The sequence below is a fragment of the Pseudomonas sp. B2M1-30 genome (genome assembly GCF_025447575.1).
Lineage (GTDB): Bacteria > Pseudomonadota > Gammaproteobacteria > Pseudomonadales > Pseudomonadaceae > Aquipseudomonas > Aquipseudomonas botevensis.
This window is the reverse complement of record NZ_JAOEJT010000015.1, coordinates 148,813-170,923: the sequence shown is the minus strand read 5'-3', so window position 1 is coordinate 170,923 and position 22,111 is coordinate 148,813. Positions and strand designations below refer to the sequence as shown.

Below are 22,111 nucleotides of genomic sequence, written 5' to 3'. Positions count from 1 at the left end.
GGCGAGGGGGAAAGGGGGCAGATCGCAGGCTTTTCAAGTCCTGAGTACGACTCGGTCTCTCAGGTCGGTGCAATTCAAAAGAGCGATCCGATCAATCCGCTCTCCCTCAGGAAGAGGGGCAGGGTGAGGGGCTTTTGCCTTCAGCCCTCAACCGCCGGGATATGCCCGAACATCTCCTGGGTAAACGCCACCCGCTCTTCAACCGACTCAGTCACGCCACGGGCTTTCAGCTCTTCCAGATGCGCTTCAACCGCGTGGGTGCGCAAGGTCAGCCCGCAGTCGTTGGCAATCTGGATATTCAGCCCCGGCCGCGCATTCAGCTCGAGAATCAGCGGGCCTTTCTCCTGGTCGAGCACCATGTCCACGCCGATGTAACCCAGGCCGCACAACTCATAGCAGCCGGCGGCGAGTTTCATGAAACCGTCCCAGTAGGGCAGTTGCACGCCGTCCACCGCGTTGGTGGTGTCCGGGTGTTTGGCGATGATGTTGTTCAGCCAGGTGCCACGCAGGGTCAGGCCGGTTGCGAGGTCGACACCGACGCCGATGGCGCCCTGGTGCAGGTTGGCCTTGCCGCCGGACTGACGGGTCGGCAGACGCAGCATCGCCATCACCGGATAACCCATCAGCACGATGATGCGGATGTCCGGCACGCCTTCGTAGCTGATGCTCTTGAAGATCTGGTCCGGGGTGACCCGGTATTCGATCAGCGCCCGATCCCGATGCCCGCCCAGCGAGTAGAGGCCGGTGAGGATGCTGGAGATGTGATGCTCAAGCTCTTCGTGGGCGATGATCTTGCCCGACACCGTGCGATAGCGGCCTTCGAAGCGGTCGGCCACCACGATGATGCCGTCGCCGCCGGCGCCCTGGGCCGGTTTGATCACGAAGTCGTTGCGCCCGCCGATGATCTCGCCGAGCTTGTCGATTTCCTTCTCGGTGGAAATCACGCCATACAGCTCCGGCACATGAATGCCGGCCTTGATCGCGCGTTCCTTGGTGATGATCTTGTCATCGACGATCGGGTACAGACTGCGCTTGTTGTACTTGAGCACGTAGTCCGCGTTACGCCGGTTGATGCCCATGATCCCGCGGGCCTCAAGGGCTTTCCAGGTCTTCCAGAAACCGAACATCAGGCGTCAGCCTTCTTCAGGAAGGCCTTGAAACGCACCAGTTCGGTCAGGCGGTAACCGCGATAACGCCCCATCGCCAGCATGAAACCCACCAGGATCAGCAGGATCGCCGGGAAGGTGAACACGAAGTACACCAGCTCCGGCACGGTCATGATCAGGTGCGCCAGGGAGGCGGCGAACAGCGTGCCGATCGCCACTTTCATCGCATGGCTGGCGCCGCGTTCTTCCCAGGTGATCGACAGGCGTTCGATGGTCATGGTCAGAATCACCATCGGGAACAGCGCCACCGACAAGCCGCGCTCCAGACCCAGCTTGTGGCTGAACAGACTGATGGCGGCAATCAGCACCACCACGAACGTCAACACCACCGACAGTCGCGGCAGCATTTGCAGTTTCAAATGCTCCAGGTACGAACGCAGCGACAGCCCTAGCGCGGTAATCACGGTAAACAGCAGAATGCCGAAGCCCAGCTGCGTCTCGCGGAAGGCCAGGGCGATCAGCACCGGGGTAAATGTGCCGAGGGTCTGCAGGCCGATCAGGTTGCGCAGGATCAGAATCACCAGCACGCCGATCGGGATCATCACCATGATCATGAAGGTCTGCTGGGTTTGCAGCGGCAGGCCATACAGCGAGTATTCGAGGAAGTTGGCGTCGGTGTTTTCGTCGGTCAGCTTGGCCAGACGAATCGCGTTCATCTCGCTGTTGTTCAGGCTGAAGGTCACGTTGGCTTTCTTGCCGCCGTCGACGGTGATCAGGTTTTCGTCGCCGGTCCACCACAGCAGGCGGTCGGTCGGCAGGCCCTGTTCGCCGGTTTCCGGGTTGAAGTACAGCCAGTCGGTGCCGTTGAAGCTGCGCAACCACAGTTCAGGCATCTGCGGCTGATCGGCGACGAGGCGAATGGTGTGGACTTTCTCGACCGGGACGTGGGCGATCGACAGCAGCAACTCGACGATTTTTGCCTTGTGCGCGGTGGACGGATCGCCGGCCAGCAGCAGTTTCACGTTGTCGTCGTTGACGTTGTTGACCCGTTTGATCGCCTCGCCGATGAAGGTTTCGACGTCGGCCGAGTGCTGGCGGATCGGCGCGAGCAGGGCTTCGGCGGCGATTTTTTCCGGGCCTTCGATGGCCATGCTGTCGCGGAAGGTCGGGCCTTTGATCTTGGATTTTTCGGCGGTGTAACGCTTGGTCAGCACCAGGCGGTAATAAAGGGTCTGGTTGCCCTTGGCCCGGCGCGCCGACCAGGTGACCTTGCGGTTGCCATCGACGCGGTTGACCGCCACCCCGTAGTTATTGGAGATGAAACTCTCGTTGAGGCTGACGTAGTCGCGGCTCAGCGGCGGCACGAACATCTGGATCTTCACCGGATCCTTGGTGCTGGCGACGAACTCGACCTTGGCGTCGATGTTCCACAAGTCGTCGGTGGCGTCTTCTGTCACGGGAATGCCGAGCACGAAAATCTGATAGGCCGTAACCGAAACGCCCAACAGCACCAGGATGGTGATCAGGATTTTCAGGTGGAAGGTTAGAGAACGCATGGAAATTACTCGGCGGTATGAGCGGCGATGGCGCAGGCAGGTTTGCCGGCAGCGTATTTAAGACTGGGGTCGACCAGCGCATCAAAGCGTTTCAGCGCTTCGGAGCCAATCAAGAGCGGGTATTGGAACGCACTGCGGTCGGTCAGGTTCACTTCGATGCTGCGCATCGCCGAACCCATGCAGATATCCAGTTCGATCACCGGGCGGGCGGTGTACTTCTTGCCTTCTTCCGGGTCGTAGTCGCCGGCGCGGCGCTTGATCTTGCTGACCCGCGCCAGCGGTCGTTCGATCGGGTGCGAATGTGCGGCGTCGATGGCGAGGTAAAAGCGTACCCACGACTCGCCGTTGCGCTTGAAGCGTTTGATGTCGCGGGCACTGAGCGAGGCGGTTTTCGCCCCTGTGTCGAGTTTGGCCGCGACTTCCAGATTGATGCCGTCGAGCGCAGCGTATTCGTTGAGGCCGTACACGGTCTTTTCCCCTGCGGCGGCGAGGCCGGGCAGGCAGAACAGAGCGAAAAATGTGGGGAAGGGCTTGAGTCTCATAAATCCTGGCGAGTAGCAGTCCGTTCTCGGTTCGGGGGCCTGGGTCAGGTGATCCTGTCCGCACAGGCGCCTATCAGTTTTTTATGACAAGCCATGCAAATGACTCGCAAATGCGCGCGGCATTCTAGCACGGTGGTTTTATGGCGCCAGCGCCCGAGCCGGTCTATAACCCTTGGGGCTGATAATGAGCGTTATTAGACGATTGTCGACAATCTTGATTTTTCCTTTGACGGGTACGGTGTGATTCGCTAGTTTTTGCCGCATTGGATTTAAAGGTGTCGACAATATGCTGGATCAACTCGATCCCCCGGTCATCGGCGGCGACGATTCGGAAACGCTCTCGGAAAACGTCTTCCGGCGTATCCAGGCCGCTATCGTCAAAGGCGAGATCGCCCCGGGCAGCAAGATCTCCGAGCCGGAACTGGCGCGCACTTACGGCATCAGTCGCGGGCCGCTGCGCGAAGCCATTCATCGTCTGGAAGGCCAGCGGCTGCTGGTGCGCGTGCCGCACGTCGGCGCGCGGGTGGTTTCGCTGAGCCACGCCGAATTGCTGGAACTCTACGAAATCCGCGAATCCCTCGAAGGCATGGCCTGCCGTCTGGCGGCCGAACGTATGAGCAGCGAAGAAATCGACGAGCTGCGTCAGGTTCTGGAAACCCACGAGCGCGATGCGGCGTTCCAGGCCGGGGTCGGTTACTACCAGCAGGAAGGCGACTTCGACTTTCATTACCGGATCATCCAGGGCAGCGGCAACCGCACCCTGACCCAGATGCTCTGCGGCGAGCTTTATCAACTGGTGCGCATGTACCGCATCCAGTTCTCCACCACGCCGAACCGGCCGCGCCAGGCCTTTGCCGAGCACCACCGGATTCTCGATGCCATCGCCGACCGTGACGGCGAGCTGGCCGAATTGTTGATGCGCCGGCACATCGGCGCCTCGAAACGCAATATCGCCCGTCATTACCAGGACGGCGCCCACAACAAGACAGCCACTGAACGAGGTGAGTCATGAGTTTCAAGCAGAACACTCCAGGCCAGCGTTTCCGCGATGCGGTCGCCAGCGAGCATCCGCTGCAAGTGGTCGGCGCGATCAACGCCAACCACGCGCTGCTGGCCAAGCGTGCCGGTTTCAAGGCGATCTACCTGTCCGGTGGCGGGGTGGCCGCAGGTTCCCTCGGCGTGCCGGACCTGGGCATCACCGGCCTCGATGATGTGCTGACCGACGTGCGTCGCATCACCGACGTCTGCGACTTGCCGTTGCTGGTGGACGTGGACACCGGTTTCGGCGCTTCGGCGTTCAACGTCGCGCGCACCGTCAAGTCGATGATCAAGTTCGGCGCGGCGGCGATCCACATTGAAGACCAGGTCGGCGCCAAGCGCTGCGGTCACCGCCCGAACAAAGAAATCGTCACTCAGCAGGAAATGGTCGACCGCATCAAGGCAGCGGTCGATGCACGCACCGACGACAGCTTCGTGATCATGGCCCGTACCGACGCTCTGGCGGTGGAAGGCCTGGAATCGGCACTGGATCGCGCCGCCGCGTGCATCGAGGCCGGCGCCGACATGATCTTCCCGGAAGCCATCACCGAACTGGACATGTACAAGCTGTTCGCCAACCGCGTGAAGGCGCCGATCCTGGCCAACATCACCGAATTCGGCTCGACGCCGCTGTACACCACCGAGCAGCTTGCGGGAGCAGATGTGTCGCTGGTGCTGTACCCGCTGTCGGCGTTCCGCGCGATGAACAAGGCGGCGGAAAACGTCTACACCGCGATCCGCCGCGACGGCACCCAGCAGAATGTCATCGACACCATGCAGACACGCATGGAGCTCTACGATCGCATCGACTACCACACCTTCGAGCAGAAGCTCGACGCGTTGTTCGCGGCGAAGAAGTAAAGAACATCCCCGATACCGTGATCAGACACAACTTGCCGATTCCCTAAAAAATTCAAGATTGGAGACAGCAATGGCCGAAGCAAAAGTACTCAGTGGCGCCGGGCTCCGGGGCCAGGTTGCCGGGCAGACCGCCCTGTCCACCGTGGGCCAGGCCGGTGCCGGCCTGACCTATCGTGGCTACGACGTCCGTGAACTGGCCGCCGACGCGCAATTCGAAGAAGTGGCGTACCTGCTGCTTTACGGAGAACTGCCGAGCCAAGCGCAACTCGACGCTTACCAAAGCAAACTGGGCAAGCTGCGCGACCTGCCGCAAGCGCTGAAAGAAGTGCTGGAACGCATCCCCGCCGACGCCCACCCGATGGACGTGATGCGCACCGGTTGCTCGTTCCTGGGCAATATCGAACCGGAGAAAGACTTCTCCGAACAACAGGACAAGACCGATCGCCTGCTGGCCGCGTTCCCGGCGATCATGTGCTACTGGTATCGCTTCAGCCACGACGGCAAACGCATCAACTGCGTGAGCGACGAGCCTTCGATCGGCGGCCACTTCCTGCACCTGCTGCACGACAAGAAGCCGAGCGAGTTGCACGTCAAAGTGATGAACGTCTCGCTGATTCTCTATGCCGAGCATGAATTCAACGCCTCGACCTTCACCGCGCGGGTGTGCGCTTCGACCCTGTCCGACCTGTATTCCTGCGTCACTGCCGCCATCGGTTCGCTGCGCGGCCCGCTGCACGGCGGCGCCAACGAGGCGGCGATGGAAATGATCGAGCGCTTCGCGTCGCCGGAAGACGCGATCAAAGGCACCCTCGGCATGCTTGAGCGCAAGGACAAGATCATGGGCTTCGGCCATGCGATCTATAAGGACAGCGATCCGCGCAACGAGGTGATCAAGGGCTGGTCGAAAAAACTCGCCGACGAAGTGGGCGACAAGGTGTTGTTCCCGGTCTCCGAAGCCATCGACAAGACCATGTGGGAGCAAAAGAAACTGTTCCCGAACGCCGACTTCTACCATGCCTCGGCGTACCACTTCATGGGCATCCCGACCAAGTTGTTCACGCCGATTTTCGTCTGCTCGCGCCTGACCGGCTGGGCGGCGCATGTGTTCGAGCAGCGTGCCAACAACCGCATCATCCGTCCAAGCGCCGAGTATGTCGGCGTCGAACAGCGCAAGTTCGTGCCAATCGAACGTCGCTGAATGGTGGGGGCCGAATCCCGGCCCCACCTCTTGAAAATACCGTGACCCGAGTCCTGACCCGATGAACACAGAATTCCGCAAAAACCTGCCCGGCAGTTCCCTAGACTACTTCGACGTGCGCGCAGCGGTCGAGGCGATTCAGCCAGGCAGTTACGACACCCTGCCGTACACCTCGCGCGTGCTGGCGGAAAACCTCGTGCGTCGCTGCGACCCGGCCACGCTCACCGATTCCCTGAAGCAGTTGATCGAGCGCAAGCGCGACCTGGACTTCCCGTGGTTCCCGGCGCGGGTGGTGTGCCACGACATTCTTGGTCAGACCGCGCTGGTCGACCTCGCCGGTCTGCGCGATGCGATCGCCCAGCAGGGTGGCGACCCGGCGCAAGTCAACCCGGTGGTGCCGACCCAGTTGATCGTCGACCACTCGCTGGCGGTGGAAGCGGGCGGCTTCGATGCCCAGGCGTTCGAGAAGAACCGCGCCATCGAGGACCGTCGCAACGAAGACCGTTTCCACTTCATCAACTGGACCAAAAAGGCCTTCAAGAACGTCGACGTGATCCCGCCGGGCAACGGCATCATGCACCAGATCAACCTGGAGAAAATGTCCCCGGTGATCCAGGTGCGCGACGGCGTGGCGTTCCCTGACACCTGCGTCGGCACCGACAGCCACACCCCGCATGTCGATGCACTGGGCGTGATCGCCATCGGTGTCGGTGGCCTCGAAGCCGAGAGCGTGATGCTCGGCCGCGCGTCGTGGATGCGCCTGCCGGAAAGCGTCGGCGTCGAACTGACCGGCAAACTGCAACCGGGCATCACCGCCACCGACATGGTGCTGGCGCTGACCGAATACCTGCGCAAACAGAAAGTCGTCGGCGCCTGGCTGGAGTTCTTCGGCGAAGGCGCGTCGGCACTGACCCTCGGCGACCGCGCGACCATCTCCAACATGGCCCCGGAGTACGGCGCCACCGCTGCGATGTTCTACATCGACCAGCAGACCATCGATTACCTGAAACTCACCGGTCGTGAAGACCAGCAGGTGCAACTGGTCGAGCAATACGCAAAAACCACCGGCCTGTGGGCCGACAGCCTCAAGGACGCGCAATACGAGCGTGGCCTGACTTTCGACCTGTCGTCGGTGGTGCGCAACATGGCCGGGCCGAGCAACCCGCACGCCCGCGTCGCCGTGGCGGATCTGGCGCAGAAGGGCATCGCCGGTCAATGGCAGGACGTACCGGGGCAAATGCCCGATGGCGCGGTGATCATCGCCGCGATCACCAGTTGCACCAACACCAGCAACCCGCGCAACGTGATCGCCGCCGGCCTGCTGGCGCGCAATGCCAACAAGCTCGGGCTGAGCCGCAAACCGTGGGTCAAGTCGTCGCTGGCGCCGGGCTCGAAAACCGTGGCGCTGTACCTTGAGGAAGCGGGGCTGGGCAAGGAGCTGGAGCAGCTCGGTTTCGGCGTCGTCGCGTTTGCCTGTACCACTTGCAACGGCATGTCTGGCGCACTCGATCCGGTGATCCAGCAGGAAATCATCGACCGCGACCTGTACGCCACCGCCGTGCTCTCGGGCAACCGTAACTTCGACGGGCGGATTCACCCGTACGCGAAACAGGCGTTCCTCGCCTCGCCGCCGCTGGTGGTCGCTTATGCCATTGCCGGCACCATCCGTTTCGATATCGAGAAGGATGTTTTGGGCGTGGTCGATGGCAAGGAAATCCGCCTGAAAGACATCTGGCCAAGCGACGAAGAAATCGAAGCGGTGGTCAAGGCGTCGGTCAAGCCTGAGCAGTTCCGTCAGGTGTACATCCCGATGTTCGCCATCCATGAAGACACCGGCCCGAAAGTCACGCCGCTGTACGACTGGCGCGAAATGAGCACCTACATCCGCCGTCCGCCGTACTGGGAAGGCGCGCTGGCCGGGGCGCGGCCGCTCAAGGGCATGCGCCCGTTGGCGGTGCTGCCGGACAACATCACCACCGATCACCTGTCGCCGTCCAACGCGATCATGCTCGACAGCGCCGCTGGCGAATACCTGGCGAAAATGGGCCTGCCGGAAGAGGACTTCAACTCCTACGCCACCCACCGTGGCGACCACCTGACCGCGCAGCGCGCCACCTTCGCCAACCCGAAACTGTTCAATGAAATGGTTCAGGAAAACGGCAAGGTCAAGCAGGGCTCGCTGGCCCGCGTGGAGCCGGAAGGCCAGGTCATGCGCATGTGGGAAGCCATCGAAACCTACATGGATCGCAAGCAGCCGCTGATCATCATCGCCGGTGCCGACTACGGTCAGGGTTCGTCCCGCGACTGGGCGGCCAAGGGTGTGCGTCTGGCGGGTGTGGAAGCGATCGTCGCCGAAGGCTTCGAGCGCATTCACCGCACCAACCTGGTGGGCATGGGCGTGTTGCCGCTGGAGTTCAAACCAGGCACCGACCGCAAGACCCTGGGCATCGATGGCAGCGAAACCTACGACGTGATCGGCGACCGCACGCCGCGCGCGGACCTGACGCTGGTCATTCATCGGCGCAACGGCGAACGGCTCGAAGTGCCGGTGACCTGCCGCCTCGACACCGCCGAAGAAGTTTCGATCTACGAGGCCGGCGGCGTGTTGCAGCGCTTCGCCCAGGACTTCCTTGAAGAGTCGGCGGTTGCCGTTTAAATCATCAAATGTGGGCATGGGATTTCAAGTCCCATGCCTTTGTTAAGGAGCACCATGGCTCACGCACCGCAAGTAAAAATCCCCGCTACCTACATGCGTGGCGGCACCAGCAAAGGCGTGTTCTTCAGCCTGCAGGATCTGCCTGAAGCCGCCCAGGTTCCCGGTCCGGCCCGCGACGCATTGCTACTGCGGGTGATCGGCAGCCCCGACCCTTACGACAAGCAGATCGATGGCATGGGCGGCGCCACGTCGAGCACCAGCAAAACCGTGATCCTGTCGAAAAGCATCAAGGCCGATCACGACGTCGATTACCTGTTCGGTCAGGTGTCCATCGACAAGCCGTTCGTGGACTGGAGCGGCAACTGCGGCAACCTGTCGGCGGCGGTCGGTTCGTTTGCCGTCAGCAATGGCCTGGTGGACGCCAGCCGCATTCCGCACAACGGCGTGGCGGTGGTGCGCGTGTGGCAGGCCAACATTGGCAAAACCATCATCGCCCATGTGCCGATCACCCACGGTGAAGTGCAGGAAACCGGTGATTTCGAACTCGACGGCGTGACCTTTCCGGCCGCTGAAGTGCAGCTGGAGTTCATGGACCCGGCGGCGGAAGAAGAGGGCGCCGGTGGTTCGATGTTCCCTACGGGCAATCTGATCGACGAGCTGCAGGTGCCGGGTGTCGGCACGTTTCAGGCAACCCTGATCAATGCCGGGATTCCGACCATTTTTATCAACGCCGAAGACATCGGCTACAAGGGCACCGAACTGCAAGGTGCGATCAACGGCGATCCGAAAGCGCTGCTGATGTTTGAAAGCATCCGCGCTCATGGCGCGCTGCGCATGGGGCTGATTTCCAGCCTCGATGAAGCGGCCAAGCGGCAGCACACACCGAAGGTGGCGTTCGTCGCCAAACCTGCGGATTACGTGGCCTCCAGCGGCAAGGCGATTGCGGCGGGGGATGTCGACCTGCTGGTGCGCGCGCTGTCCATGGGCAAGCTGCACCACGCGATGATGGGCACGGCGGCGGTGGCGATTGGCACGGCGGCAGCCATCTCCGGCACCTTGGTAAACCTGGCGGCTGGCGGCGTGGAACGTAGCGCGGTGCGCTTCGGGCATCCGTCCGGGACGTTGCGCGTGGGCGCCGAGGCCAGTTTGGAAAACGGTGAGTGGGTTGTGAAGAAAGCGATCATGAGCCGTAGTGCGCGCGTCTTGATGGAAGGCTACGTCCGCGTGCCTGGAGATTCCTTCTGATCCAGAATCGATGCCCTCACCCGGAGTGAGAGGGGCCGACCGAATGGTAATCAGATGTCCTGCGACGTGAAGCATCTTGGCGATTATGGATTCACAGAAGGGCTTTCAGGTCGACGTCACCTTTGAATATCCCCCATTCGGTGCCCTCTCCCTTCGTGAGAGGGCTAGGGTGAGGGAAGCAATCCAACTGACGAAACACACCAAAGCAGACACCCACGATCTGCTCTAAACAGAAAACCAACCAGCCCCTGAGGAAGACCACCCCACTCATCATTCCCCATCAGGAGAACCGCAATGAGCGCCAACGTCGACCTGAACAACCGCCCCGACTACGACGCTGTCCTGCAGGACATCGCCGATTACGTCCTCCATTTCAACATCGAATCCGCCGAAGCCCTGGACACCGCCCGCAACTGCCTGATGGACACCTTGGGCTGCGGCTTGCTGGCCCTGCGTTTCCCGGAATGCACCAAGCACCTCGGTCCGATCGTCGAGGGCACCGTCGTGCCGTTCGGTGCACGGGTGCCGGGCACCGCTTATCGGCTCGATCCGGTGAAAGCCGCGTGGGACATCGGTTGCATCGTCCGTTGGCTCGATTACAACGACACCTGGCTCGCCGCCGAATGGGGGCATCCGTCGGACAACCTCGGCGGAATTCTCGCGGTGGCCGACCATCTGTCGCAAAAGCGTCTGGCCAATGGTGAAGCGCCGCTGACCGTACGTGATGTGCTCGAAGCGATGATCCTGGCCCATGAGATTCAAGGCGTGATCGCCCTGGAAAACTCCTTCAACCGCGTAGGACTCGATCACGTCATTCTGGTGAAAGTCGCCTCGACCGCCGTCACCGCCAAACTCATGGGCGCCAATCGTGAGCAACTGCTGTCGGCTTTGTCCCACGCGTTCGCCGATGGTCAGGCATTGCGCACCTATCGCCATGCGCCCAACGCCGGGTCGCGCAAATCCTGGGCGGCGGGGGATGCGTCCAGTCGTGGCGTGCGCCTGGCGGACATCGCGATGCGCGGCGAGATGGGCATTCCCGGAGTATTGACGGCAAAGCAGTGGGGTTTCTACGACGTGTTGTTCAGCCACACCAACAACGATCTGGCGCTCAAGCCTGAAGACAAGCGTGCGTTCAGCTTCTCGCGCCCGTTCGGCAGTTACGTGATGGAAAACGTGTTGTTCAAGATCAGCTTCCCCGCCGAGTTTCACGCGCAGACCGCGTGCGAGGCGGCGGTGACCCTGCACCCGCAGGTGCGCAATCGCCTGCATGAAATCGACCGGATCGTCATCACCACCCACGAATCGGCGATTCGCATCATTTCCAAGGTCGGCCCGCTGGCCAATGCCGCCGACCGCGATCACTGCATCCAGTACATGACCGCCGTGCCGCTGGCCTTCGGCAATCTGGTGGCCGAGCAGTACGAGGATGATTTCCACAGGGCGCATCCGATCATCGATGTGCTGCGCGAAAAAATGGTCATCGTCGAAGAGCCGCGTTTCACCCGCGAATACCTGGAAGCCGACAAACGCTCGATTGCCAACGCGGTGCAGGTGTTTTTCAAGGACGGTTCCAGCACCGATAACGTGGTGGTGGAGTACCCGATCGGCCATCGCCGGCGCCGGGCGGAGGGGATTCCGTTGCTGGAGGACAAGTTCAAGGCGAACCTGGCGACCCGGTTTGTCGGGCAGCGGTGCGGGGAGATTTTTGTCCTGTGCAAGGATCAGGCGCAGCTCGAGGCCACGCCGGTGAATCGGTTCGTCGATTTGTTCGTTATCTGACGGACCGCGTTAGCGCTCTTCGCGAGCAAGCCTGCTCCCACGCAACACATCCCAATGTGGGAGCGGCAGTGCGACTTGCCCGCGAAAGCGTCCGTCCAGGCGCGACAACCTTACTTGAACCGCCGCTCCACGCCTTTCTCCACGAGGATCTTCGCCGAAATCTCTTCCACCGAAAAATGCGTGGAGTTGATGTGCGGGATGTTCTCGCGGCGGAACAGGTTTTCCACCTCGCGCACTTCGAATTCGCACTGGGCGTAGCTCGAATAGCGGCTGTTGGGCTTGCGCTCATTGCGGATAGCGGTGAGGCGATCCGGGTCGATGGTCAGGCCGAACAGCTTGTGCTGGTGCGCGCGCAGGGCGGCCGGCAGTTGCAGGCGCTCCATGTCGTCTTCGGTCAACGGATAGTTGGCCGCGCGGATGCCGAATTGCATCGCCATGTACAGGCACGTCGGTGTCTTACCACATCGCGACACGCCCACTAGTATCAGGTCGGCCTTGTCGTAATAGTGCGTGCGGGCGCCGTCGTCGTTGTCGAGGGCGAAGTTCACCGCCTCGATGCGCTCCATGTAATTGGAGTTGTGCCCGATCGAATGGGACTTGCCGACGGTGTAGGAAGAATGCTCGGTCAGTTCCTGCTCGAGAGGGGCGAGGAAGGTCGAGAAAATGTCGATCATGAAACCATTGGACGTTGCGAGAATCTCACGGATGTCCTGATTGACGATGGTGTCGAAGATGATCGGCCGGAAACCATCGGTTTCAGCGGCTTTGTTGATTTGTTGTACCATGGCCCGCGCTTTATCCACGCTGTCGATGTAGGGCCGCGTGAGTTTGCTGAAGGTAATGTTTTCGAACTGCGCCAGGAGGCTTTGACCCAGGGTTTCGGCAGTGATGCCGGTGCCATCGGAGATAAAGAAAGCAGATCGTTTCATTTGCACCTTGGGCCTTAAGCTAATGAGTATTTCTGGATATGATAGGCGCGGTTTGTCGGCCGCCATTGGTCGGCATTCTCACTTATTTTCCAGGTCCAGGCCATACAACCGGCCAATGCTCCCCCGAGCCGCCGGTTTCTGAGCTTTTCCAACACAGTTAGTGGAGAGATCACCTTGGTAGAGTACGTAGTTTCCCTCGATAAGCTCGGCAAACACGATGTTGAGCATGTGGGGGGCAAGAACGCATCCCTGGGCGAGATGATCAGCAACCTGGCTGGCGCCGGTGTTTCGGTGCCCGGTGGCTTCGCCACGACAGCTCAGGCATATCGTGATTTCCTGGAACTGAGCGGTCTGAACGACCAGATCCACAAGGCCCTCGACGCCCTGGACGTCGACGATGTCAACGCCCTCGCCAAGACCGGCGCGCAAATCCGCCAGTGGATCATGGAAGCCGAATTCCCTGAAAAACTGAACGCCGAAATCCGCACCGCATTCGCTGCGCTGTCGGCCGGCAATCCTGATGTGGCCGTGGCCGTGCGTTCTTCCGCCACCGCCGAAGATTTGCCGGACGCGTCCTTCGCCGGCCAGCAGGAAACCTTCCTGAACATCCGGGGCGTGGAAAACGTCATCCGCGCTGCCAAAGAAGTGTTCGCGTCGCTGTTCAACGACCGTGCGATTTCCTACCGCGTACACCAGGGCTTCGACCACAAACTGGTCGCCCTGTCGGCCGGCGTGCAGCGCATGGTGCGTTCGGAAACCGGCACCGCCGGCGTGATGTTCACCCTCGATACCGAATCCGGCTTCCGTGACGTGGTGTTCATCACCGGCGCCTACGGCCTGGGCGAAACCGTCGTGCAGGGCGCGGTGAACCCGGACGAATTCTATGTCCACAAAGGGACGCTGGCCGCCGGTCGTCCGGCGATCCTGCGCCGCAACCTGGGCAGCAAGGCCATCAAGATGATCTACGGCGACGAGGCCAAGGCCGGTCGTTCGGTCAAGACCGTCGATGTCGACAAGGCCGAGCGTGCGCGTTTCTGCCTGACCGACGCCGAAGTCAGCGAACTGGCCAAGCAGGCGATGATCATCGAGAAGCACTACCAGTGCCCGATGGACATCGAATGGGCCAAGGACGGTGACGACGGCAAGCTGTACATCGTGCAGGCCCGTCCGGAAACCGTGAAGAGCCGCACCCAGGCCAACGTCATGGAACGTTACCTGTTGAAAGAAACCGGCACCGTGCTGGTGGAAGGCCGGGCGATCGGCCAGCGCATCGGCGCGGGCAAGGTGCGCATCATCAAAGACGTCTCCGAGATGGACAAGGTCCAGCCGGGCGACGTGCTGGTTTCCGACATGACCGACCCGGACTGGGAACCGGTGATGAAGCGCGCCAGCGCCATTGTCACCAACCGTGGCGGGCGTACCTGCCACGCGGCGATCATTGCCCGTGAGCTGGGGATTCCTGCAGTCGTCGGCTGCGGCAACGCCACTCAACTGCTGAAGGACGGTCAGGGCGTGACCGTGTCCTGCGCCGAAGGCGACACCGGTTACATCTTCGAAGGCGAACTGGGCTTCGACATCAAGAAGAACTCCGTGGATGCGATGCCGGAGCTGCCGTTCAAGATCATGATGAACGTCGGCAACCCGGACCGCGCATTCGACTTCGCGCAACTGCCGAACGCCGGTGTGGGCCTGGCCCGTCTGGAATTCATCATCAACCGCATGATCGGCGTACACCCTAAAGCGCTGCTGAACTACGACGGCCTGCCGCAGGACATCAAGGAAAGCGTCGACAAGCGCATCGCCGGTTACGACGATCCGGTCGGTTTCTACGTCGAGAAACTGGTCGAAGGCATCAGCACCCTGGCCGCAGCATTTGCACCGAAGAAGGTCATCGTGCGTCTGTCGGACTTCAAGTCCAACGAATACGCCAACCTGATCGGCGGCAAGCTGTACGAGCCGGAAGAAGAGAACCCGATGCTGGGCTTCCGTGGCGCTTCGCGTTACATCAGCGAATCGTTCCGTGACTGCTTCGAACTCGAATGCCGCGCGCTGAAACGCGTACGCAACGAGATGGGCCTGACCAACGTCGAAATCATGGTGCCGTTCGTGCGTACCCTCGGCGAAGCCAGCCAGGTGGTCGATCTGCTCGCTGAAAACGGCCTGGCCCGTGGCGACAACGGCCTGCGCGTGATCATGATGTGCGAACTGCCGTCCAACGCGATTCTCGCCGAGGAGTTCCTTGAGTTCTTCGACGGCTTCTCCATCGGTTCCAACGACCTGACCCAGTTGACCCTGGGTCTGGATCGCGACTCGGGGATCATCGCGCACCTGTTCGACGAGCGTAATCCGGCGGTCAAGAAGCTGTTGGCCAACGCGATTGCCGCGTGCAACAAGGCCGGCAAATACATCGGTATCTGCGGTCAGGGGCCTTCGGACCACCCGGATCTGGCCAAGTGGCTGATGGAGCAGGGCATCGAAAGCGTGTCGCTGAACCCGGACACCGTGCTGGAAACCTGGTTCTTCCTGGCGGAAGGCCAGGGCGCGGAATAAGGCGTGAATGAAGCCCTGATCTGCCTGTGCAGGTCGGGGCTTTGAGATTGAAGTAGGGCGGGCTCCAGTGGATGCCGCCCTTTTTTGTGCAAGAGCATTATGCAAAGCAGCAGCAACCTATTTCCTGTCGCCCTGATCAGCGCCGAACGGCGCGGCGATCTGAGCGAAGACGTTTATCGTTTGAAACCGGGCAACAGCCCCGACTGGTCCGTGGAAATCGCGGTGACCCGTCTCGGGATGGCCGACGAGCCGGCGACACGCGGCGTGCCGGTGATCCTGCTGCACGGCAGTTTTTCCAACCGACGCTTCTGGTTTTCGCCCAAAGGCCTGGGGCTGGGCGCCTACCTGACGCGCCTGGGGTTCGATGTGTGGATTCCGGAGATGCGTGGCCACGGCTTGTCCCAGCGCAACGAGGACTACCGGCGCAATCGCGTCGCCGACTACGCCCGCTACGATCTGCCGGCGATTGCCGCGTTCGTGCGTGAGCAGAGCGGCCAGATTCCACACTGGATCGGCCATTCGCTGGGCGGCATCACGCTGGCGGCTGCGCTGGGCGGTGAATACCTCGGCGAGCCGGCGGTGGCGTCGGCGGCGTTCTTTGGCACCCAGGTGAGTCGTACCTATTGGCCGCTGAAGATTCCGCCGGTGGAGTGGAGCAGCCGCTTCATTCTCAAGCGCTTTGCCCAACTGTCCGGCTCGCGCCTCAAGCGTGGCCCCGAGGACGAGCCGATCGGTCTGGCGCTGGAAAGCATGCGCTGGTACGGCTTGTTCGGCCGTTTCGGCGACAAGGACAAGGATTGGTGGGCGGGCCTGGCCGATGTGCGGATGCCGGTGCTGGCGGTGACGGCAGCCGGAGATCATCAGGATCCGGCCTGGGCCTGCCGCAAGCTGTTCGAGCAGATCGGCTCCGAGCACAAGCAGTTCATCAATCTGGGACGTGAGCAGGGCTTCAACGACAATTTCGGCCATGTCGAGATGCTGGTGAGCAAGGCTGCGCAAGCCGAAGTCTGGCCGCTGGTGGCGCGCTGGCTGGCGGATCAACAGACGCCGTTGCTGGGCGAGAAGGCGGATCTGGCGGCAGCGGTGTGAGCAAAGCGCTCTGAAAAGGGCATTTCGTTCAGGTCGGCATGCGGCTAAGATATGACGCATTGAGCGATTCTGGTCATATTTGGTGGCTGTTTAGCGATTACGTTTCAGCGTTTGTTCAGGTTCGCTCAGCGACCATGGCATGAACTAAGGTAAACAGCGACCGCCGGAACTCGTCTCCCCAGAGAGCGACATTCTTGATCGTCTTCCTTGTTACAGGAGTTTTTCGATGAACCATTACCTCACGCCTGACCTGTGCGACGCCTATCCGGAGCTGGTGCAGGTGCTGGAACCGATGTTCAGCAATTTCGGCGGCCGCGACTCCTTCGGCGGCGAAATCGTGACCATCAAGTGCTTCGAAGACAACTCGCTGGTCAAGGAACAAGCCGAACTCAAGGGCAATGGCAAGGTGCTGGTGGTCGATGGTGGCGGTTCTTTGCGCCGTGCGCTGCTGGGCGACATGATCGCCGAGAAGGCCGCGAAAAACGGTTGGGAAGGGATGGTGATCTACGGCTGCATCCGCGACGTCGACGTCATTGCCCAGACTGACCTGGGGGTTCAGGCCCTTGCCAGCCACCCGATGAAGACCGACAAGCGCGGTATCGGCGACCTCAACGTTCCCGTGACCTTCGCCGGTGTGACCTTCCAGCCGGGCCAATACATTTACGCGGACAACAACGGCGTGATCGTTTCGCCAAGCCCGCTGAAAATGCCTGAATAAATCGCGGTACGCACAGGGGTGAGGATGTTCGAGGAAGAAAACGCGCAATGGGGGCTGGTGCATGCCCTGGTGCTGGACGGTAAAGGCGGTGCGCGTTCGATAGCCCGGACTGAACTCGATGACTTGCAGCTCCAGGCCCATGAAAGCCTGTGGCTGCACTGGGATCGCAGTCACCCGCAGACCCAGACCTGGTTGCGCAAATCCAGTGGGCTCAACGAGTTCGCCTGCGACCTGCTGCTGGAAGAAAACACCCGTCCACGCCTGTTGCCGTTGCCGGACTCCGAGCTGTTGCTGTTTTTGCGCGGGGTGAACCTCAATCCCGGGGCCGAGCCGGAAGACATGGTCTCGGTGCGGATCTTCGCCGCCGCGCAACGGGTGATTTCCCTGCGTTTGCGGCCATTGCGGGCCACGGATGAACTGCTGGCATTGCTCGGTGAAGGCAAGGGGCCGAAAACCTCCTCCGAACTGATCCTCTATCTGGCGCAGTTCCTCACCAACAAGGTACAGGATCTGGTCACTTGCCTCTCCGAAGTGGTCGATGAAGAGGAAGAAAAGCTGGATGCCGACGAACGGTATACCCCCGAGCATGGTGCCATTTTGCACATTCGGCGACGGGCGGCCGGACTGAAACGTTTCCTCGCGCCACAGCGGGATATTTTCGGCCAGTTGAGCCGGATCCGGTTGCCGTGGTTCGTGGATGACGATGCCGATTACTGGAACGAATTGAACAACAGCCTGACCCGTTACCTCGAAGAGCTCGAATTGACCCGAGAGCGCGTGGGGCTTGTGCTGGAGGCCGAAGACCGGCGCCTGAGCGTGCGCATGAACCGCACGATGTATCGCTTCGGAATCATCACCGGGATCTTCCTGCCGATGAGTTTTCTCACCGGCCTGCTGGGTATCAATGTCGGTGGAATTCCACTCTCCGGGAGCCCGTATGGCTTCCTGGTGGCGTGCCTGCTGATGGTGGCGGTGGCGCTCGGGCAATGGTGGTTGTTCCGCCGTTTGCGCTGGGTATGAAGATGCGTCATGTGACCCGACCAAATTTGCCCGCGTCTTTCACAGACATCACGAGAGGTGCGTATGCACGATCCGTTTGAACAGTCTTTGCGCGACATGCTCAACGCCTCGCCGTCCGGCCGCGACGACGATGCGTGCCTGGGCCGCGTACTCAAAACCGCCAACCGCCAGGTCGGCGCCGGTGATCTGTTCAGCCTGCTGGGCCGCTGGCTGCCCGCGCTGATGATCGCCCTGAACAACGGATCGGCCCATGTCGCTCCGGTTTCCCGTCTTCGTAAACCTACCGCTCGCACTGCTGATAAGGCTGATTGAATATGGAACTTGATCTCTGGACTCAGAGCCTCGTCACTGCAATGACTGCGTTGTGGACCAAAGTCGCTAATTTCATTCCCAACCTGTTCGGTGCGCTGGTCGTGCTGTTGTTGGGTTTTGTCGTGGCCAAGCTGCTGGACACCTTGCTGTCCAAACTGCTCGCCAAACTCGGCCTCGATCGCCTGATGGGCGGCACCGGCCTGACCAAACTGATGTCCCGCGCCGGGTTGCAAGTGCCGATTTCGACCTTGATCGGCAAAATCGTCTATTGGTTCGTTCTGCTGATTTTCCTGGTTTCTGCAGCAGAATCCCTTGGCCTTGAGCGAGTTTCAGCTACGCTGGACATGCTGGCGCTGTATGTGCCGAAAGTTTTCGGCGCTGCGCTGGTGCTGCTGGTAGGTGTATTGCTGGCGCAACTGGCGAACGGTCTGGTGCGCGGCGCGGCAGAAGGCGTCGGTCTGGACTACGCTTCGGGATTGGGGCGCATTGCCCAGGGGCTGGTGATCATCATCAGCATCTCGGTCGCGATCAGTCAGCTCGAAGTCAAGACCGACCTGCTGAACCATGTGATCGTCATCGTATTGATTACCGTTGGTCTGGCCGTCGCGCTGGCCATGGGTTTGGGAAGCCGGGAAATTGCCGGTCAGATTCTTGCGGGAATCTATGTGCGTGAGTTGTATCAGGTTGGGCAACAAGTGCGTGTTGGCGAGGTCGAAGGGCAGATCGAGGAGATCGGCACGGTGAAGACCACATTGCTGACCGATGAGGGTGAGCTAGTCTCACTCTCCAATCGGATCCTGCTGGAACAGCATGTGAGTAGCCGCTAACCCGGCAAACCCTGCTAATGTATGCCGCCGCAAAATGCCAGCAGGTGCTGGCTGCGGTGGACATTGACCTGACTGTCGGCACGACTTGTTTTGAATAAAGCCCAAACGCTATCCACGCGCTACGACCCCCGCGAGCTCTCCGATGAGGAGTTGGTCGCGCGCTCGCATACCGAGCTTTTTCACGTGACGCGCGCCTATGAAGAACTGATGCGGCGTTACCAGCGAACATTATTTAACGTTTGTGCACGATATCTTGGGAACGATCGCGACGCAGACGATGTCTGTCAGGAAGTGATGCTGAAGGTGCTGTACGGCCTGAAGAACTTCGAGGGGAAATCGAAGTTCAAAACGTGGCTGTACAGCATCACTTACAACGAATGCATCACGCAGTATCGGAAAGAACGGCGAAAGCGTCGCTTGATGGACGCATTGAGTCTTGACCCCCTCGAGGAAGCGTCCGAAGAAAAGGCGCCGAAACCCGAGGAGAAGGGCGGACTTGATCGCTGGCTGGTGTATGTGAACCCGATTGACCGTGAAATTCTGGTGCTACGTTTTGTCGCAGAGCTGGAGTTTCAGGAGATCGCAGACATCATGCACATGGGTTTGAGTGCGACAAAAATGCGGTACAAACGTGCTCTAGATAAATTGCGTGAGAAATTTGCAGGCATTGCTGAAACTTAGTTCGGCGCAAATATCTCTTACGTGTAGGCAAGTTCTGATAGACTTGCCGCCGAGTTGTCCCCCGGTTTGCGGGACTGCTTCACAATCACCAGATGGGGATTTAACGGATGAAACTGAAAAACACCTTGGGCTTGGCCATTGGTTCTTTGATTGCCGCCACTTCGTTCGGCGCTCTGGCACAGGGCCAAGGCGCAGTTGAAGGCGAACTGTTCTACAAGAAGCAGTACAACGACAGCGTTAACCATGTCGAAGACGGCTTCAACCCAGGCGCCTCGATCGGTTACTTCTTGACCGATGACGTGTCCTTGAACTTCACCTACGACAAGAACAACCACACCCGTTCGAACGACGGTACTGGTAGCCAGAAGCTGGACGGCGACAACTTCGGTCTGATCGCTCAGTACCACTTCAACAACGCTGGCGACGCTCTGCGTCCTTACATCGCTGGTGGTGTGAAGCACGGCAGCCTGACCAACGTAGCCGCTGACGGCCACACCGGTCGCGACCAGTCGACCTACCTGAACGCTGGCGCTGGCGTTAAGTACTACTTCGCTGAAAACTTCTACGCCCGTGCTGGTGTAGACGCTGACTACAAACTGGACAACGGTCGCTGGAACTACGCTCCAGTTATCGGTCTGGGCGTGAACTTCGGTGGCGGCAACAAGCCTGCTGCTGCTCCAGTTCCAGCACCAGCTGAAGTCTGCTCCGACAGCGACAACGATGGCGTTTGCGACAACGTTGACAAGTGCCCGGACACCCCAGCCAACGTAACCGTTGACGCTGATGGCTGCCCAGCAGTTGCTGAAGTTGTACGTGTTGAGCTGGACGTGAAATTCGACTTCGACAAGTCGGTCGTCAAGCCAAACAGCTACGGTGATATCAAAAACCTGGCTGACTTCATGAAGCAGTACCCATCGACTCGCACCACTGTTGAAGGTCACACTGACAACGTCGGTCCTGACGCTTACAACCAGAAACTGTCCGAGCGTCGTGCAAACGCCGTTAAACAAGTTCTGGTTAACCAGTACGGTGTTGAATCGTCCCGCGTTGGTTCGGTTGGCTACGGCGAATCCCGCCCAGTGGCTGACAACAAAACCGAAGCTGGTCGCGCTGTTAACCGTCGCGTAGAAGCGCAGGTTGAAGCTCAAGCTAAGTAATTAGCTCGCCGCTTTGAGAAAAGCCCGGCTCAGGCCGGGCTTTTCTTTGCCTGCGATTCAGGGAAACAGCGAGTTTTTACGCGGACTGTCCGGCGGCCATCGCGGGCAATTCACGCTCAAGAACGGCTTGAGCCTCAGCCGCAGCCACCGCGCCGATCACCAGGATGGCCGGGCTTTTGAGCTGGAATCTGTGGGCCTCGTCTTCCATGCCCAGCAGATCGCTCCGGCATTCGCGCTGTTGCGGCAATGAAGCGTTTTCGATCATCGCCACCGGCGTATTCACCGCCATCCCTCCGGCCAACAGTTGATCGCGAATCTCGCCGAGCTTGGCCACGCCCATGTACACCACCAGCGTCGTCCCGCCTTGCGCCAGCGCCTGCCAGTTCAATTGGCTGTCGTCCTGGGTATGCGCGGTGACCAGCGTCACCCCGCGCGCCACACCTCGCAGCGTCAACGGGATATCGCACCGCGTCGCGCCCGCCAGGCCGGCGGTGATGCCATTGACCAGTTCCACCTCGACCCCGTATTGGCGCAGCCATTGCGCTTCTTCGCCACCCCGGCCGAAGATGCACGGATCGCCGCCCTTGAGTCGCACCACGCATTTGCCCTGACGGACATAACGCAGCATCAACCGGTGGATGAAGGCCTGAGGCGTGGAGCGGCAGCCGCCGCGTTTGCCGACCGGAATGATCCGCGCGGTCGGACAGTGTTCCAGCACCGCGACGTTGACCAGATCATCGATCAACACCACATCCGCCTCACGCAGGGCGCGCACGGCCTTGAGCGTCAGCAGTTCCGGATCGCCAGGACCTGCGCCCACCAGCCAGACTTTTGCGTTCATGGTGTT

19 protein-coding genes are annotated in these 22,111 nt (G+C 60.6%); 14 read left to right on the top strand and 5 right to left on the bottom strand.

All coding sequences use genetic code 11. The features are described from left to right. Positions 1-140: 140 nt before the first annotated feature. The 3 genes from N8H74_RS24765 to N8H74_RS24755 are packed head-to-tail and all read right to left on the bottom strand — an operon-like array spanning position 141 to position 3,204. Positions 141-1,127 carry an alpha-L-glutamate ligase-like protein gene (locus N8H74_RS24765; RefSeq protein ID WP_217833993.1) on the bottom strand — a complete coding sequence of 329 codons (987 nt, stop codon included), beginning with the start codon at positions 1,125-1,127 and terminating at the stop codon, positions 141-143. Beyond that, positions 1,127-2,662, bottom strand: a complete 1,536-nt coding sequence (locus N8H74_RS24760) for an inactive transglutaminase family protein (protein ID WP_217833994.1) — start codon at positions 2,660-2,662, stop codon at positions 1,127-1,129. The genes N8H74_RS24765 and N8H74_RS24760 overlap by 1 nt, the downstream gene beginning before the upstream one ends. Positions 2,663-2,667: 5 nt before the next feature. Then, entirely contained in the window at positions 2,668-3,204 is a 537-nt protein-coding gene (locus N8H74_RS24755) for an ATP-dependent zinc protease (protein ID WP_011333239.1), read from the bottom strand. A gap of 289 nt (positions 3,205-3,493) precedes the next feature. Between N8H74_RS24755 and N8H74_RS24750 the strand changes: the two genes are divergently transcribed. The 6 genes from N8H74_RS24750 to prpD all read left to right on the top strand — a co-directional run bounded on the left by N8H74_RS24750 (position 3,494) and on the right by prpD (position 11,981). Next, on the top strand, positions 3,494-4,216 hold the full coding sequence (locus tag N8H74_RS24750; protein WP_217834043.1) for a GntR family transcriptional regulator: 723 nt from the start codon (positions 3,494-3,496) through the stop codon (positions 4,214-4,216). Next, positions 4,213-5,103 (top strand): methylisocitrate lyase, encoded by an 891-nt coding sequence (prpB, locus tag N8H74_RS24745; RefSeq protein ID WP_217833995.1) that lies wholly within the window; start codon positions 4,213-4,215, stop codon positions 5,101-5,103. The genes N8H74_RS24750 and prpB overlap by 4 nt, the downstream gene beginning before the upstream one ends. A gap of 70 nt (positions 5,104-5,173) precedes the next feature. After that, positions 5,174-6,301, top strand: a complete 1,128-nt coding sequence (gene prpC, locus N8H74_RS24740) for a 2-methylcitrate synthase (RefSeq protein ID WP_262151030.1) — start codon at positions 5,174-5,176, stop codon at positions 6,299-6,301. A gap of 61 nt (positions 6,302-6,362) precedes the next feature. After that, positions 6,363-8,957: a Fe/S-dependent 2-methylisocitrate dehydratase AcnD gene (gene acnD / locus N8H74_RS24735; protein ID WP_262151028.1), complete on the top strand. Its 2,595-nt coding sequence runs from the start codon at positions 6,363-6,365 to the stop codon at positions 8,955-8,957. A gap of 54 nt (positions 8,958-9,011) precedes the next feature. Further along, positions 9,012-10,202 carry a 2-methylaconitate cis-trans isomerase PrpF gene (prpF, locus tag N8H74_RS24730; RefSeq protein WP_262151026.1) on the top strand — a complete coding sequence of 397 codons (1,191 nt, stop codon included), beginning with the start codon at positions 9,012-9,014 and terminating at the stop codon, positions 10,200-10,202. Positions 10,203-10,496: 294 nt separating this feature from the next. Continuing rightward, positions 10,497-11,981, top strand: a complete 1,485-nt coding sequence (gene prpD, locus N8H74_RS24725) for a 2-methylcitrate dehydratase (RefSeq protein ID WP_262151024.1) — start codon at positions 10,497-10,499, stop codon at positions 11,979-11,981. 110 nt (positions 11,982-12,091) lie between these two features. On the opposite strand, the gene N8H74_RS24720 is transcribed toward prpD, so the two are convergent. Next, entirely contained in the window at positions 12,092-12,910 is an 819-nt protein-coding gene (locus N8H74_RS24720; protein ID WP_217834000.1) for a pyruvate, water dikinase regulatory protein, read from the bottom strand. A 174-nt stretch (positions 12,911-13,084) separates the two neighbouring features. On the opposite strand from N8H74_RS24720, the gene ppsA reads away from it, so the two are divergent. The 8 genes from ppsA (at position 13,085) to N8H74_RS24680 (ending at position 21,264) form a co-directional block, all read left to right on the top strand. Next, positions 13,085-15,460, top strand: a complete 2,376-nt coding sequence (gene ppsA / locus N8H74_RS24715) for a phosphoenolpyruvate synthase (RefSeq protein ID WP_217834001.1) — start codon at positions 13,085-13,087, stop codon at positions 15,458-15,460. A 99-nt stretch (positions 15,461-15,559) separates the two neighbouring features. Continuing rightward, positions 15,560-16,549: a lysophospholipase gene (locus N8H74_RS24710; protein ID WP_262151022.1), complete on the top strand. Its 990-nt coding sequence runs from the start codon at positions 15,560-15,562 to the stop codon at positions 16,547-16,549. A 226-nt stretch (positions 16,550-16,775) separates the two neighbouring features. Further along, positions 16,776-17,267 (top strand): ribonuclease E activity regulator RraA, encoded by a 492-nt coding sequence (gene rraA / locus N8H74_RS24705; protein WP_217834003.1) that lies wholly within the window; start codon positions 16,776-16,778, stop codon positions 17,265-17,267. A 24-nt stretch (positions 17,268-17,291) separates the two neighbouring features. Further along, complete coding sequence (locus N8H74_RS24700; RefSeq protein WP_217834004.1) at positions 17,292-18,287, top strand: zinc transporter ZntB; 996 nt, start codon at positions 17,292-17,294, stop codon at positions 18,285-18,287. A gap of 63 nt (positions 18,288-18,350) precedes the next feature. Then, a complete protein-coding gene (locus N8H74_RS24695) occupies positions 18,351-18,599 on the top strand; it encodes a CrfX protein (RefSeq protein WP_085700244.1) in 249 nt (82 codons plus the stop codon). Positions 18,600-18,601: 2 nt separating this feature from the next. Continuing rightward, positions 18,602-19,426 carry a mechanosensitive ion channel domain-containing protein gene (locus tag N8H74_RS24690; protein ID WP_065259736.1) on the top strand — a complete coding sequence of 275 codons (825 nt, stop codon included), beginning with the start codon at positions 18,602-18,604 and terminating at the stop codon, positions 19,424-19,426. Positions 19,427-19,516: 90 nt separating this feature from the next. Further along, positions 19,517-20,107 carry an RNA polymerase sigma factor SigX gene (gene sigX / locus N8H74_RS24685; RefSeq protein WP_011333251.1) on the top strand — a complete coding sequence of 197 codons (591 nt, stop codon included), beginning with the start codon at positions 19,517-19,519 and terminating at the stop codon, positions 20,105-20,107. A 107-nt stretch (positions 20,108-20,214) separates the two neighbouring features. Next, positions 20,215-21,264, top strand: a complete 1,050-nt coding sequence (locus tag N8H74_RS24680; RefSeq protein WP_217834005.1) for an OmpA family protein — start codon at positions 20,215-20,217, stop codon at positions 21,262-21,264. A gap of 76 nt (positions 21,265-21,340) precedes the next feature. Here N8H74_RS24680 and cobA read toward each other — a convergent pair whose 3' ends face one another. Then, positions 21,341-22,105 (bottom strand): uroporphyrinogen-III C-methyltransferase, encoded by a 765-nt coding sequence (cobA, locus tag N8H74_RS24675; RefSeq protein WP_217834006.1) that lies wholly within the window; start codon positions 22,103-22,105, stop codon positions 21,341-21,343. Positions 22,106-22,111: the final 6 nt, after the last annotated feature.